The sequence below is a fragment of the Gluconobacter sp. genome (assembly GCF_047722525.1).
GTDB lineage: Bacteria > Pseudomonadota > Alphaproteobacteria > Acetobacterales > Acetobacteraceae > Gluconobacter.
The window spans coordinates 15,320-29,220 of sequence record NZ_JBDNYY010000001.1 but is presented as its reverse complement, the minus strand read 5'-3'; the positions used below and the strand labels follow the sequence as shown (position 1 = coordinate 29,220).

The 13,901-nt window shown below is 60.1% G+C and carries 13 protein-coding genes; 4 read left to right on the top strand and 9 right to left on the bottom strand.

All coding sequences use genetic code 11. The annotated features are described in order from the left end of the window. Positions 1-113 precede the first annotated feature (113 nt). A complete protein-coding gene (locus ABF859_RS00155) occupies positions 114-1,289 on the top strand; it encodes an HpnL family protein (RefSeq protein WP_415525002.1) in 1,176 nt (391 codons plus the stop codon). Further along, the gene (locus tag ABF859_RS00150; protein ID WP_415525000.1) at positions 1,286-2,167 is read left to right on the top strand and encodes a prephenate dehydrogenase/arogenate dehydrogenase family protein; all 882 of its coding nucleotides are present in this window, start codon (positions 1,286-1,288) and stop codon (positions 2,165-2,167) included. The genes ABF859_RS00155 and ABF859_RS00150 overlap by 4 nt, the downstream gene beginning before the upstream one ends. Before the next feature lie 76 nt (positions 2,168-2,243). Here ABF859_RS00150 and pyk read toward each other — a convergent pair whose 3' ends face one another. The 4 genes from pyk to ABF859_RS00130 all read right to left on the bottom strand — a co-directional run bounded on the left by pyk (position 2,244) and on the right by ABF859_RS00130 (position 5,854). Further along, on the bottom strand, positions 2,244-3,674 hold the full coding sequence (pyk, locus tag ABF859_RS00145) for a pyruvate kinase (RefSeq protein ID WP_415524998.1): 1,431 nt from the start codon (positions 3,672-3,674) through the stop codon (positions 2,244-2,246). A gap of 24 nt (positions 3,675-3,698) precedes the next feature. After that, positions 3,699-4,625, bottom strand: coding sequence for an SH3 domain-containing protein (locus ABF859_RS00140; RefSeq protein ID WP_415524996.1), 927 nt, complete (start codon positions 4,623-4,625; stop codon positions 3,699-3,701). An 84-nt stretch (positions 4,626-4,709) separates the two neighbouring features. Continuing rightward, a complete protein-coding gene (locus ABF859_RS00135; RefSeq protein ID WP_415524994.1) occupies positions 4,710-5,087 on the bottom strand; it encodes a hypothetical protein in 378 nt (125 codons plus the stop codon). Beyond that, positions 5,084-5,854, bottom strand: coding sequence for a HesA/MoeB/ThiF family protein (locus tag ABF859_RS00130; RefSeq protein ID WP_415524992.1), 771 nt, complete (start codon positions 5,852-5,854; stop codon positions 5,084-5,086). Before ABF859_RS00130 ends, ABF859_RS00135 begins: the two co-directional genes overlap by 4 nt. Before the next feature lie 102 nt (positions 5,855-5,956). Here ABF859_RS00130 and ABF859_RS00125 point away from each other — a divergent pair, with 102 nt between their 5' ends. Further along, a complete protein-coding gene (locus ABF859_RS00125; protein ID WP_415524990.1) occupies positions 5,957-6,478 on the top strand; it encodes a DUF2939 domain-containing protein in 522 nt (173 codons plus the stop codon). A gap of 4 nt (positions 6,479-6,482) precedes the next feature. Here ABF859_RS00125 and ABF859_RS00120 read toward each other — a convergent pair whose 3' ends face one another. Next, positions 6,483-6,707: a DUF3126 family protein gene (locus ABF859_RS00120; protein ID WP_415524988.1), complete on the bottom strand. Its 225-nt coding sequence runs from the start codon at positions 6,705-6,707 to the stop codon at positions 6,483-6,485. A 188-nt stretch (positions 6,708-6,895) separates the two neighbouring features. On the opposite strand from ABF859_RS00120, the gene ABF859_RS00115 reads away from it, so the two are divergent. Further along, positions 6,896-7,495 (top strand): hypothetical protein, encoded by a 600-nt coding sequence (locus ABF859_RS00115; RefSeq protein WP_415525629.1) that lies wholly within the window; start codon positions 6,896-6,898, stop codon positions 7,493-7,495. Positions 7,496-7,539: 44 nt separating this feature from the next. Here the strand turns inward: ABF859_RS00115 and ABF859_RS00110 are convergent, their stop codons facing one another. The 4 genes from ABF859_RS00110 to ABF859_RS00095 all read right to left on the bottom strand — a co-directional run bounded on the left by ABF859_RS00110 (position 7,540) and on the right by ABF859_RS00095 (position 13,864). Then, entirely contained in the window at positions 7,540-8,238 is a 699-nt protein-coding gene (locus ABF859_RS00110) for a pyridoxine 5'-phosphate synthase (protein ID WP_415525627.1), read from the bottom strand. After that, positions 8,238-9,281 carry a 4-hydroxythreonine-4-phosphate dehydrogenase PdxA gene (gene pdxA, locus ABF859_RS00105; protein ID WP_415524986.1) on the bottom strand — a complete coding sequence of 348 codons (1,044 nt, stop codon included), beginning with the start codon at positions 9,279-9,281 and terminating at the stop codon, positions 8,238-8,240. Before pdxA ends, ABF859_RS00110 begins: the two co-directional genes overlap by 1 nt. Further along, positions 9,242-10,666 (bottom strand): M20/M25/M40 family metallo-hydrolase, encoded by a 1,425-nt coding sequence (locus ABF859_RS00100; RefSeq protein ID WP_415524984.1) that lies wholly within the window; start codon positions 10,664-10,666, stop codon positions 9,242-9,244. Before ABF859_RS00100 ends, pdxA begins: the two co-directional genes overlap by 40 nt. Positions 10,667-10,771: 105 nt before the next feature. Further along, positions 10,772-13,864 (bottom strand): glycosyltransferase, encoded by a 3,093-nt coding sequence (locus tag ABF859_RS00095; protein ID WP_415524982.1) that lies wholly within the window; start codon positions 13,862-13,864, stop codon positions 10,772-10,774. Positions 13,865-13,901: the final 37 nt, after the last annotated feature.

Here is a 13,901-nt window from a genome sequence, read left to right as displayed (position 1 = left end):
CATCAGCAGATGGTTGCAATTTATGACAGCATAATCCCCCCGGCTTTTCGGGGAAAGCGTCTGCAAGGGTGGAATATTCACCCTGTGTGCGATAGAGCGTGTGCAAACGGCATGTGACGAAGACGTTGAAAAAAACTCTCCCAGTTCTCCTTTCCCTCCTTGGGGTGGCCCTGTTCACCTTCATTGCGGCCAAGGCGGGTATCCATCCCGTCATGGAAGCACTTTCAAAAGTCGGGGTCGGCGGCTTCCTGCTTCTCGCGGCCTGCCAGCTCCTGATCGACATGGGGCTTGGAATTGCGTGGCACGTGGCCGTACCGATGCTGGGCGTGCGACGGCTGATCGGCGCACGACTGGTTCGTGACAGTGCTGGGGCGTGCCTCCCCTTCTCCCAGCTCGGCGGCATGGTCATTGGCGTCCGCGCCACGCTTGCCGGTGTCGATCCGCGCACCACAAAAGGGGAAGAACTGCACTGGCCGGAAGGTGTCGCCGCCAATCTGGTGGACATCACGACAGAGGTGCTGGGTCAGATTGCCTTCGTCCTGATCGCCCTCCTCTGCCTGGTTGGTCATCAGGGTGCAGCAAAATTCATCTGGCCGCTGATCGGCGGGATGCTGCTGCTGAGCCTGGGAATTGCGGGCTTCATCTGGACCCAGCACCGTGGCGGCGCGATGGTGCGCAGGGCCGCAGCCTTTCTTGGCCGTCACATCGCCTCGGAATGGCGTGATGCCCTTATCGGCAATACGGAGGTCTTCCAGTCACGACTCGAAAGTCTCTGGAGCCGTCCGGACAGGATTTCCCTAGGTGCACTGTGTCATCTGGTATGCTGGATGGGCAGTGCAGCCATGACGTGGCTGGCGCTCCAGCTTCTCGGCGCCCATGTCGGGTTTTTCTCATCCGTCGCCATCGAAGGCGTAGTCTGCGGCATCATGTCGGCGGGATTTCTCGTACCGGGTGCCCTGGGCGTGCAGGAAGCCGCCTATGTCGCATTGGGCATGATCTTTGGCATTGATGCCGAGATTTCCCTGAGTCTTTCCCTGCTGCGTCGCGGACGCGACATCCTGATCGGTATTCCGGTCCTTCTGATCTGGCAGGTTATCGAAATGCGCCGCCTTCGTCACGAACGCAACGGCCCTCCAAAGAAGAGCGAGCCGAGTCCTGCGCCTGTTCGCAAGAAGGTTATTGCGCCAGCCGTGACCGCTCTCGCGGGCAACATCAAGAAAGAAGCCACGTCCCGCGACGGCAAGAAATCCGAGGACAGTTCCTTCGCAGCGGCTCCAAGAGTTCTATGACACCCCTTTTCAGGTCTCTCTCGGTCATCGGTCCGGGCCTCATCGGATCGTCCGTTCTTCGCCGCGCCAGGGAGACAGGCACGATTGCCGAAACCCTGATTGCTGCCGATTCAAGTTCCAGCGTTCTCGAGCGTGTCCGCGAACTGGGCATCGCTGATCTCACGACCACCGATCTGGTCGAGGCGGCGCAGGCGGACTGTGTCATGATCTGTGTCCCTGTCGGAGCGGTGGAACAGGTGGCTCGGCAGGTTCTCCCACATATGAAGCCCGGGAGTATTCTGACGGATGTTGCCTCCGTACGGGGACAGCTCGGTCCGACTCTTCAGGCGATCCTGCCCCCAGGCGTCGCATATGTCCCTGGCCACCCCATGGCCGGAACTGAACATTCAGGACCGGATGCGGGTTTCGCGACGCTGTTCGAAGACCGATGGGCGCTGCTGGTCCCTCCTGAAGGTGCTGACCCGAAGGCTGTTGCCAAGATCGAGCAGCTCTGGAGCCTGTGCGGGGCTCGCACGAAAATCCTGTGTGACGAAAAGCATGACCGGATCTGCGCCATGGTCAGTCACCTCCCGCATCTTCTGGCGTTCACGATCTGCGACACCGCCGACAACCTGTCAGATGAAATCCGGGCCGCCGTCCTGGATTACGCGGCGTCAGGTTTTCGTGATTTCACGCGTATCGCAGCGTCAGACCCGGTCATGTGGCGGGATATTTTCCTGGCCAACAGGGAAGCTCTGCTGGGAACGCTCGACAGGTTCGTGGCTGACACACAGGCGATGGCCGACGCGATCCGCAATGGTGACGAAACAGCCATCACAAGCAAAATCGAGCGTGGACGCGCCATCCGTCGCACCCTGATCGAAAACCGTCAGGCCTGACCCCCTTACCTGAGTTAACCGGGTCCAGCCAGACGTGACCTGCTGCCGGACCAGATCCCGGCAGCAGGCTTCATCTTCAGGCCGTGATGACCCGCAGGGTATTCGTGCTGCCGGAATGGCCGGAAGGCAGACCGGCCAGAATCAGAATCCGGTCCCCGGTTTTGCAGAAACCCATATCGCGTGCGAGTTCGGTCACGGGACCGGCCAGAGGTTCGATACCCTGAGAACTCTGCTCGCTGTTGATCAGATGCGGGAAGACGCCCCATACAACGCACATCCGACGTGCGACCCATAGTTCGGGAGTCAGGGCGATGACCGGACAATGCGGCCGCTCACGGGACAGACGCATGGCTCCCGCCCCGCTCCGGGTCCTACATGCGATGGCACCGGCATGAAGCGCGCGGCTGACCTGCCATGCGGCCTGAACGATCGCGCTCTGGACGGTTTCATCAGGCGCCGGACGCAGACGGTCCATGCGGATGCGCCATTCGGTATCCTGCTCGACCCGGGCAGCAATCCGCGCCATCATTGAGACGGCCTCAAGCGGGTACTTGCCAGCCGCACTTTCCGCCGACAGCATGACCGCGTCAGCACCATCATAAACGGCATTCGACACGTCAGAAACTTCCGCCCGGGTCGGTGTCGGGCTTTCGATCATGCTCTCCAGCATCTGCGTCGCCACGATGACGGGGCGGCACTGCTTGCGGGCTTCGGCAATGGCGCGTTTCTGTGCCACCGGAACTTCCTCGGGCGGCAGTTCCACACCGAGATCCCCGCGGGCCACCATGATCGCATCGGAGAGATGCACGATGGCTGCCAGATCGTCCATGGCCTGCGGCTTTTCGAGCTTGGTCACGATCGCCGCGCGACCTGCCGCGATCTCACGGGCTTCCTGAACATCTTCCGGACGCTGCACAAAGGAAAGCGCCACGAAATCCACGCCGAGCGACAGCGCGAAGTCAAAATCGCGACGGTCTTTCTCGGTCAGCGCCGGAATGGGCAGGGTGACATCCGGAACGTTCACACCCTTGCGCTCGGAAAGCTTGCCGCCGACCACGACGACCGTTTCAAGGAAACCTTCGCCGACATTCGTAACGCGCAGCTTGAGCTTGCCGTCATCCAGCAGGAGATGGCTTCCCGGCTTTGCGGCGGAGATGATTTCCGGATGCGGCAGGCAGACACGCTCAATTGTGCCGGGCGTGCGGTCCAGATCCAGACGGAACGGCTTGCCTTCTTCAAGAATTACCGGACCGTTTTCAAACACACCGACGCGCAGCTTCGGTCCCTGCAGATCCGCGAGGATCGCCAGCGGATGTCCGACTTTTTCTTCTGCTGCCCGGATGGCAGCATGACGCTCGCCGTGATCCTCATGCGCGCCATGGGAGAAATTGAGCCGGAAAACGTTCACGCCGGCCTGCGCAAGGGAAAGGATCATCTCGGGCGAGGATGAGGCCGGACCCAGAGTCGCGACGATCCGCGTGCGGCGGTGATGGGAACTCGATGTCATAAACGGCGTCCTCGATCGGGAAAATCAGTTGGGTTGAATCGTCTCGCCGGGGAGCAGTCCCCAGAAAAGACGGCGTGGCAGCCAGCCTTCGTAGCCCTTCACGCTGACGCGGCACCATTGAGAGTTCTGGGGACACAGCTTGATATTGCCGACGGTTCCCTGCTCCAGCACCGCGATGACGCTGCTATCTTCTTCCGGATGGCTCATGAGAAGCACATCATTTTTATGTGCCCGCGCCTCTTCCTGTGTCGCGACACGGGCGAGAATACGGGCATCGGCCTTGCCGATATGGTCGCCTGCCTGAGCGCTTGCCTCACCGGCCTGGGCTTTCACACCTTCGGGCGGAAGGCCCGGAATGACAAAAGTCCGGCTGCCATACAGCGTCGCCTGATGGACCCAGCCCTTCTGGCCGTCGGAATCCTCGACCAGCCGCCACACGTCGAACTCACGCTCGATCTCCACGGGCAGGCCCCGGCGATGATAGACCCAGTCGATAGGATATCGGTCTCCGGGACCGCGACGCATATAGACTTTATCCGCCCGGAGCGCGGCATAACGCGGCAGCGGAAGGCCCGTATTGCTGCCCTTGTCCGTATTTTCGGGCGCAGGCGGAACGGCCGGGGTTGCGGGCTGGTCCCCGGCCCCTGCTGCTGCGCCCGCCGCTCCAGCGGCCGCTCCCGCTGCGACGGCCGGGGCCGCATGCTTCAGGGCGGCATGATGCGCAGCCTTGTGCTTTGCTGTCGATGACGCAGGTTTCGCTGCGTCCGCCTTGTGGTGTTTCCTGACAGGCGGATGCTTTTCCGCAGTCTTTGCGGTCGTTTCCCCATGCTTCTTATGATGATGGGCAGCCCAGGCGCCGGGAGCGGCGAACAAGACCGTGCCAGCCATAAGCACGCGAAGAAGAGCGGAATGGCCTTTGACAGGACGCAGAGGGAAGACAGACATTCTCATGAGCGCATCCCTGCCAAGGGCCGAGGGTTTCGGCAAGTCATCAAAACGGGAAAGACATCTTAAAATCGTATGTTTGGGGAAAACTTACAGCGCAAGGACAGGATTGTCTCCCGCCAGTTCGAGAAAGGTGACAATTCCCCGGACCGAAACCCCGTCCACGAGATCATGTGGGGACAGTGAGGCCAGTTTCAGTCCGGTTTCACACGCCATGACCGTCGCCCCCAACTCCATCACAGCCTCCCGGAGTTCTCCGAAACCCGCAATCCCCCTGTCAGCAAGCGTGTCATCAGGAATGAAGCCCGCAAGCCCGGACCAGTCTGCCGTCAGAGCCAGCACACTGCGTCCGCCCGCAAAAATCGTCACATCACGCCCGAGCGACAGTCCCCCGGCTGCGATGACAAGGGCATAATGGGCCCGCTGCCATGAATCGTCAGCCAGGGTCAGGAACATGGGACGGCTCATGCCAGCACTCCCTTTTCATGATGAATGGTACAGGCGGGATCCCGGTGCAGCACAAAGCTTTGCAGTGTTCCTGCAAGAGCGTCCCACATGCACACACGGGTCTCGTCCCTGCCCTCCAGTCCGATAATCTCCCGCATGACCTCGACAGCCATCAGGCTCCCCATGACGCCGGTTGCTGCTCCCAGCACACCCGCGTCCCCACAGTTCGGAGCCGCCGTCCGTGCGGCTTCAGGAAACAGGCAGCGATAGCAGGGACCGCCATTCTGTGGACGGAAAACTGCGAGCTGCCCGGAAAAGCCCTGTACTGCTCCTGAAACCAGAGACCGGCCATGACGCACACAGGCATCGGAGACCGCCAGCCGTGTCGCAAAATTGTCGGTTCCGTCACAGACCAGATCATACTGAGGCACGATCTCATCCAAAGTCATATCCGTCGCGCGCAACGCATACGGACGGATGTCCACCAGCGGATTGATCGCCCTGAGCCGCGCGGCTGCTGCCTCGACCTTGAGACACCCGATATCGTCCATGCCGTAGAGAACCTGCCGCTGAAGATTGCTCAGATCGACGCGGTCATGGTCCACAAGCCCGATATGCCCGACTCCCGATGCAGCAAGCTGCTGGAGCAGAGGTGCGCCCAGCCCACCCGCACCGATGACAAGAACGGCAGCCTCTCGCAGCCGCGCCTGCCCCGTCGCTCCAACCTGCGGCAGAAGAATGTGGCGGGAATAGCGCTCCAGCTCACGGTCGGAAAAATTCATGTCCATGAAATGATGATAATTGCTGACTTTCACTCTTGAAAGACGTTAGCGTCATTATCGTCCATCACTGTCCTGGTGCCTCGCAGGACCCGAGTCAGAGAAGTCATCATGAAAAACGGTTTTCGCAGAGTCATGCCCCGTGCATGGCAGGGACTTGGCGTCAGTGCCGGCGCTGTTCTCGCAGCCTATGCCGTCTCGCCCTATCTCGCCCTGTGGGATATCGACCGGGCCATGAGCGGGAACAATCCCTCGCGTCTTGCGCCGCACGTGGACTGGGCGGCGCTGAGCCACTGTCTCAAGGAACAGTTCTCACCTGCTGCCCCGGCTGATGACGATCTTCCGGGATTCGGCAGCTCATTTGCCGGACAGGTCGTCTCGAATGCCATCGACACGCATCTCACACCCGCCACCCTGATGACGACGGCCCAGCAGGTCATGCCGCATACGGCATCGACCTCAGGCTGGTTCGGGACGTGGCATTCCTTACACGCCCATTTCGTGAGCGCCGGGAAATTCGAAGCCAGCCTGGATCAGCCGGGACAGACTCCCTTCGTCCTGCACATGAAGTTCGAGCACTGGGGCTGGAAGATCACGCGATTCGAAATGCCCGTCCCGGCACACGCCGCCTGAAGTCTCAGGCGGCCGGCAGGTCTTCTTCCAGTATCGTGATGTGGATGGCGTAGGAGACCTCGCCTTCATCCTCATCACGGTGAACCGTCCCGATGACTTCTCCTGCCACGGCCAGTTCAACGCTCATGCCCTTGCGGCTGGGCTTGTTGACGGTGAGTTTCGGAGAGCCCAGCAGGCGCTGGAGCGTGGTCTGGAGGCGTGTCACCTCGGATGGGGTCATATCGGCCATTGGTGGCATTCCTGTGCTGCAAGGGAACTGCCCTGTAACCCATCATCCCAAACAAAGGAACCCGCATCCTCTATCCCCATCAGGGATGGTGTTGTAGAAACGGGGCACTTCACATGTGATTGTGACCTGTTCGTCCTGAATCGTTCCGGGTCTGCAGTCTGCTCCCCCTTTTGCGCACAGGAGACATGATGCGCCCGGTTTTTACACGCATGATTGTTGCCCTGACGGCTACTGCGGCCCTGTCAGGATGTGGTTATTTTGATTCCCGCAGTGCCCACAAGGCACAGTACGAAATGATCGGCATGACCAGCTACGACCTTCAGTCCTGCGCCGGCATCCCGGCCGGCACGAAGAAGCTGAACGATACGACCGAGCTGTGGCAGTATGACGGAAGCAAGTCGCTCCCGACCATGCCCGCTGACTCCGGCTTCATCCCCGTGCAGTCCGCCATCAGCATCTATCAGTCCGCCTTTGGCGGCGGCGGGACAGCCTGCCGGATGCTGGTCCGTCTGGATCACGACCGCGTTTCGGAAGTCCATTATACCGGCAATGACGACGAATATATCGGAACGGACGGTATCTGCTCAATCATCACCCGCGGCTGTGCCCGTCAGCGTGAATCCACGATGCGCCGTGTGAATGGTGGCCCCTTCGGTCCCGTCTCCGCCTTCCATCCCCCCCGCACACCGGCGCAGAGTGGCACGGCCACCTATTCCGACATGTCCGGAAAATATGTTCCCAAGTTCACCGGGGACGACACGCAGCCGGTCATCCAGCCGGTCAAGTAAGCCGCCAAAAAGGCCGGGACGGACACCGTTCCGGCCTTTTTCTGTTAGGAATTGATGAGGCTTTTCATCTTCCGGACGGCTGGTCCCAGCCCGTCAAAAATGGCCTGCCCAATCAGGAAATGTCCGATATTCAATTCGGCCAGACCAGGCAGGGCCGCAACGGCTCCGACATTGTCATAAGTCAGCCCATGCCCGGCATGGAGTTCCAGCCCACATTCCGCAACGGTCTGCGCAGCCGTCTGCAGACGCTCCAGTTCATGTGCGCCACCCAGCGCATAGGCGCCGGTATGGAGTTCCACAACGGGCGCGCCCAGAGCCGCTGCCGTCTCAATCTGTTTGGCATCGGGATCAATGAAAAGCGAGACCCGGATCCCAGCCTCTCTCAGCCGGGCAATCCGGGGCGCAAGGGCGTCGCGCTGTCCTGTTACATCCAGTCCACCTTCCGTCGTGACCTCCTGCCGTTTTTCCGGAACCAGACAACAGGCATGCGGACGGAGGTCACAGGCAATCCGGACCATCTCGTCCGTTGCGGCCATCTCGAAGTTCAGGGGGGCGGAAAGCGCCCTGAGACGCGGCATGTCGGCATCGCGGATATGACGACGATCTTCCCGCAGATGTGCCGTAATCCCGTCAGCCCCCGAAGCAAGGGCCACCTCGGCTGCCGCAACAGGGTCGGGAAAGATGCCCCCTCTTGCGTTGCGCAGCGTGGCGACGTGATCGATGTTCACTCCAAGACGGATCATCATCCTTTTCCTTCCCGATAAGCGCTCATTTCGCTGGCCAGACGGATCGCGGCCAGAAGACTGGAAACATCCGCCCGGCAGGTGTCGGTCACAGGCCCCGCGATATCAAAGGCCGTCCCATGATCGGGGGACGTGCGGATGATCGGCAGACCCAGCGTCACATTCACGCCTTCCGCCATATCGAGCGTCTTGAGTGGAATGAGGGCCTGATCATGATACATGCAGATCGCAACGTCGTAATTTGGCCGGGCGTTGACACTGAACATCGTATCCGGTGGCAGCGGGCCCTGACAGTCGATCCCCTGCGCCCGAAGTCTGTCGATCGCAGGCTGGATGATCGTGCCTTCTTCCCTGCCCATCATGCCATGCTCGCCCGCATGGGGGTTCAGCCCCGCAATCGCCAGACGCGGAGCCGCAATTCCGAAATCCCGCTTCAGCGCTGCATTGGCAGTCTCCGCCACGCTCACGATGCGATCAGTCGTCAGCGTGTCCAGGGCCCGTCGAAGCGCAACGTGAACCGTGACCGGCACGACTCTGAGCTGCGGTGAGACGAGCATCATGATCTCTTCCCCCGGCCTGTCGCACAGGGCTGCCAGAAACTCCGTATGCCCCGGATACGGGAAGCCCGCCGCGGCCAGAATGTGCTTGGCAATCGGGTTCGTCACGACCCCACCGACCCGACCGGCAAGGGCGTAGCCGACAGCCAGACGGATGCTGGTGATGGTCGCTGCGGCATTTCGGGAATCCGGCTGCCCCGGGATGACCTCCGCCTCGCAGAACACCGGCAGAACGGGAAGGCTGCTGGCGAAAACACCACCAGCCTCCTCCGGCTCTCGGATACGGGTTACCGGCACGGCATCTTCCACCAGACGCGGATCGCCCACCCAGAAGAATGTGCCTTCCCCAGGCTGTCGAAGCCTCCGCCACGCCTCTACGGCAAGCTGGGGCCCGATCCCCGCCGGATCCCCCAGCGTCAGTGCAAGCGGTAGCGCAGCTCCCATCGTCAGCCCGCGTCGGCCAGGGCTGCAATCACCCGTACCCATGAGCGGATGCCCTTGTGAAAGGAGTCCAGTCCATACTGCTCGTTGGGAGAATGAATCCGGTCATCATTCTGGGCAAAACCGATCATAAGAGCGTCCAGCCCCAGCGCATCCCGCACTTCTCCCGCCACGGGAATGGAGCCACCGGAACCGACCGTAGCGGCAGGCACGCCCCACTCATCTGTCAGGGCTTTCAGGGCCGGTGCCAGAAAACGGCTGTCACGGGAGACCTCGAAGCCCGGAGATCCGCCATGAGCAGTAAAGGTCACATGGGCGTCGGAAGGGAGTGCCGCGCGGATATGGGCCCGAAACGTTTCACGGATGCGGTCCGGATCCTGCCCGGGAACCAGACGGAACGAGACTTTGGCCATGGCTCGGGCGGGAAGGACGGTCTTGAAGCCCTCGCCTTCATAACCACCGGAAATCCCGTTGATTTCACAGCTCGGGCGACACCATGTCTGCTCGATCGCGCTATAGGTCTTTTCACCCGCCGCGACCGAAAGCCCCGCTTCTTCCAGGAGGGAGCGGTCATCCGGGAAAAGCCTGCTCCACTGTGCCCGAGTTGCGGGGGACGGGTCCTTGATGCCGTCGTAAAAACCCGGCAGCGTGACGCCACCCTCTTCATTCCGGAGCGAGGCCAGAGCCTGACAGAGAACGGCAATCGGATTGGCTGCCGCGTTGCCATACAGACCGGAATGCAGATCATGACTGGCGCACTGGATGACCACTTCCTCGGCCATCATGCCACGCAGGGATGTCGTGATACCCGGCGTCTCGCGATCCGCCATGGACGTGTCACAGACCAGCGCCACATCTGCCTTGAGTTCAGCCGCGTTTTCCTTGAGGAACGGGAGCAGGTTCGCGCCACCGCATTCCTCTTCACCTTCCAGAAGAACACTGACCCTGACGGGCAGTGATCCTGTTACCTGCCTCCATGCCCGGCAGGCCTCAAGGAAGGTCATTACCTGTCCCTTGTCATCGCTTGCCCCCCGGGCAACGATCACCTTGCGACCCGAAGCCTCTTCGACCAGGCGCGGCTCAAAAGGAGGCGCATTCCACAGCGTTTCCGGATCTGTCGGCTGGACATCGTAATGACCATAGAACAGCACATGCGGACGGCCGTCGTCATTTGAGCCCTCATCCTCATGAGCAACGACCATGGGATGACCGGGGGCCGCCCAATGCACGTCACGGATATCTGCCTTCATTCCCAGTTGCTCGAGTTCCTGCTGCATCCATGTGGCAGCCTTCCGGCAATCGGCAGCATGTGCAGGCTGAGTGGAAATGCTCGGGATACGGAGAATCTCGAAAAGACGTGAGACTGACTCGTCCAGATGGGTATCGACATTCTGGAGAACGGCATCAAGTTTCTCGGAAGTGGCAGTCATCTTGTTTTCCATATTCAGGTTACCTGATGCCAAAAAAAACAGAATGCGGGTGCTGATAGACTGGCTGTCCTGCCCGCGTCCTGCCTGATGGCCTTCGTCTGTTTTTCAGTCGCCGCCAGCAGCGAACCGACGTGGCTGGAGCCGGATAGGAGCCGGGGCGAAATGTGAGCCCGTTTCGGACGGTTTGTGCGCACGGAGTTCCGCGGTCGAGGCCACGAGAGGCGTCGTTCCCGCCGCAACGGAGAGAACCTCCCTGAGACCATTGTGGAAATCCGAATGAGCGGCATCTTCGCGTATCCGGTCCTGTGCGCCACGGCTTATCGTATTCCAGAGATCCATGTCCGTATACAGCCGTATCACGGCCTGTGCGAAGCGCTCCGGATCATTGAATCCTCCCGACAGACAGGTTTTTCCATCCTCCGCGCCCAGCGTCTGACAGACGGTTTCGGAAAGAACGGCAGGCAACCCGGCGGCCGCCGCATCCAGGACTTCACGCGGCGCTGCCGCCAGCACGCGAGCCGGCTCCACAAGAATTCGGCGGGATCTGTAGAGGGCTGGCAGATCGATTTCTTCCGGGAAGGCTTCCAGGCGCCGATATCTTGTAAAGGCGGAAAGATCGACCTGTTCGGCCCTGTAGCCCGCCAGAAGAACGGTTGCTTCCGGCGGCAGTCCATGATCCAGTTTCGAGAGGACTTCATGAACAAACCAGTGAAGGCCATCATGAACGGCATCGCCATTGGTATGGACAGGAAGAACCAGAAGAATACCCCTGCGCTCGCCAAAGGGCGGGGACAGGGCGAGCGAAATCGGCGGGGCTCCAAGAACACGCACGTTCGTCAGACCAAGAACTTCCAGATCCGCTTTCTCTGCGGCTGTTCCCGCAACTACCGACTGTGTCATCCAGACCTGATCCAGATCCAGTTCCAGATCGTCCAGAAGCAGTTCACGGTCATTAACGGCCCCTACCTGCCTGCGGAGATGGGACTCCAGGGAATGACTCCCATGCACATCCACAACTATTCCAAGTCTGGGCAAGGACTGCGGATACTGCTGCAGGACCGGAGCCGCACGCTGGAGCGTTTTCGTTCCGCCAACCCAGACATAGTCAAAGCATCCTGCCCGCTCCTGCAGGAAATCCGGAAGCTCTGACAGATCACTGTCATCCATCAACTCGATCTCTGCCGGGAAATCCAGCGCCGTGGCGACACAGTCATGGAGGCTGCCGTCGAGAGGAAAGACAGTCACCTGATATCCCAACTGGCTGAGACCGATCATCATGTCGCGATGACGCAGATGGGAGGTTCCCAGTACGGGATGGGGCAGCCGTTCACACAGGAACAGAATACCAGGCGCACCACAAGCGGAGCGTGCCCGCATGATATTGGTTCCCGGAAGCGGCTGCCTTGACAGCAGTCCCGCGAAACGACGTTTCAGCCAGCCTGCATTACGAACGCGCAGTTCCGCAGGCACATCCGGCTGCGAAGCCGATCTGTCGATCACATCCGGATCATAGAGGACTTTTCCCCCGGCCTGCCGCAGGGAAAAGCAGATCGCCAGCATTTCGGCTTCCGAACCGATACAGCCCGGATTCAGACGGTTGTGCTCGTGGAGTGGAAGCCGGCGACAGAACAGCAGTCCTCCGGTAATGGCATCCACCCATCGCCGGAAGGCGATTTCAGGTTCATTTGCCCGCAATCCCTTTCCAAACGGTGTGAAAGCCGCATTTCTCCAGACCACACTCCCGGCTTCTCGGACTCTGCCGTCCACACCCAGGGACTGTCCTCCTACCGCCCAGACTTCCGGGTTTGTGAACGCTTCAAGCGCGGTATTCAGACTTCCGGGAAAAGGCTGGATTCCGGCAGAAAGCAGAAGAACAATCTCTGCCTTTGCAAGTTCAAGGCCCAGTCCGACCTGCTCCGTGTGGCTCGTGCGGTAAGGAGGACGGACAATATGGATCCCACGGACAAACCTTTCGATCTGAGCCGTTTCATCCGTGGATCCCGCATCGACCAGAACGATCTGAAGGCTGCGATCGCAGTTCGCATGAAGCGCGGCCAGCGTGGAAAGGGTTTCCTGAAACTGGTTCGAGATAGGCAGGATGACCGTTATATCCGGCACCGTGACTGGGCGAAAATCCAGTGGCGCGCGAACCAGTGAGGGAATAAGCGTCTGTGCCCGCTGGAGATCCAGCAACTGGCACTGCTGTTCGGATGGTTCCGCAACGACATCTTCCACGGGGTTCGCCTGGGACTGGACCCAGAGGGTAAAAATGTCCGGAATATTCGGTCGACGCAACCGGCGCTGTACACCGCTCTGTTTCAGGAAATCCGCCAGATCGACGCCTGCCTGAGGCATACGTTTTTCTGCCACACCGAAACGGACGAAATGTTCATATCCGTTCCGAAAACCGCCATGAGCCACGATATTGGCAACATCAGGATATCGCTCGGCATAAAAGGCTTCGCTGAACCAGGGGTTGGGGTCGTAAGCCGTTGGATTGCCGTTGGTCAGGTAATGGTGAAGCGGGCTCTGATATCTGTTGTTCTCCAAGGCCTGAGCCACGTCCGGATAACGTTCAAGATACCATTCCGGATCGAAATACCAGGAACTGCGACGACGCCCGGCAGCCGAAAAGCGGATGAACTGAACGAAGTCGCCAATTCCGAAATCGTAATGCTGCCGCTCGGCCATGCTGGCGGAACGGAAAACTGCCGGATCAAAGAAGGCATGAGACTTGCGATGTTCCTGATCGCCTATCGCAAGATAATGATCATAGCCGTTACAGAAACCCTGTGACGCCAGAACATGAGGACTCAGATCAGGATTACAACTGAAATAGTTTTCTTCAGAAAAAAGCCAGTGAGGGGACCGGCTCCGAAAGCCGCTTTCGCAGTAATGCAGAAAACCACAGTCGAAGATCCCCAGACTGATGCCTTCGCGGACATCCGGGTTCTGGCGGAGATACCATTCTTCATCAAAAAAGCGATTGGGAGACAGTCCGGCTTTGGCCCCCTTCTGTTTCCAGTGGTTCTCCAGCCCCTCGTCGCTCAGGTCAAGCTCTGCCGCCTCTCCGCTCTCTTTGGCTTCCTCCCGCAGTCGCAGTCCATAGCGGGTGCGATACCATTCCGCGTCAAACGCCGCCCACAGAGGGGGGCGATCCCCCGCAAAAGCCGGAGATGCAAGAATATGATCTTTCATCGATGCCGCATCCTCTGGAGCCGCCTGCTGAACGGGA

Coding starts and splice junctions, on each gene's coding strand:
- pyk (WP_415524998.1), bottom strand. CDS start 3,674: ATGACATCGAGTTCCCATCACCGCCGCACGCGGATCGTCGCGACTCTG.
- ABF859_RS00150 (WP_415525000.1), top strand. CDS start 1,286: ATGACACCCCTTTTCAGGTCTCTCTCGGTCATCGGTCCGGGCCTCATC.
- ABF859_RS00115 (WP_415525629.1), top strand. CDS start 6,896: ATGCGCCCGGTTTTTACACGCATGATTGTTGCCCTGACGGCTACTGCG.
- pdxA (WP_415524986.1), bottom strand. CDS start 9,281: ATGGGTACGGGTGATTGCAGCCCTGGCCGACGCGGGCTGACGATGGGA.
- ABF859_RS00135 (WP_415524994.1), bottom strand. CDS start 5,087: ATGAGCCGTCCCATGTTCCTGACCCTGGCTGACGATTCATGGCAGCGG.
- ABF859_RS00130 (WP_415524992.1), bottom strand. CDS start 5,854: ATGGACATGAATTTTTCCGACCGTGAGCTGGAGCGCTATTCCCGCCAC.
- ABF859_RS00120 (WP_415524988.1), bottom strand. CDS start 6,707: ATGGCCGATATGACCCCATCCGAGGTGACACGCCTCCAGACCACGCTC.
- ABF859_RS00095 (WP_415524982.1), bottom strand. CDS start 13,864: ATGAAAGATCATATTCTTGCATCTCCGGCTTTTGCGGGGGATCGCCCC.
- ABF859_RS00110 (WP_415525627.1), bottom strand. CDS start 8,238: ATGATCCGTCTTGGAGTGAACATCGATCACGTCGCCACGCTGCGCAAC.
- ABF859_RS00140 (WP_415524996.1), bottom strand. CDS start 4,625: ATGAGAATGTCTGTCTTCCCTCTGCGTCCTGTCAAAGGCCATTCCGCT.
- ABF859_RS00100 (WP_415524984.1), bottom strand. CDS start 10,666: ATGACTGCCACTTCCGAGAAACTTGATGCCGTTCTCCAGAATGTCGAT.
- ABF859_RS00125 (WP_415524990.1), top strand. CDS start 5,957: ATGAAAAACGGTTTTCGCAGAGTCATGCCCCGTGCATGGCAGGGACTT.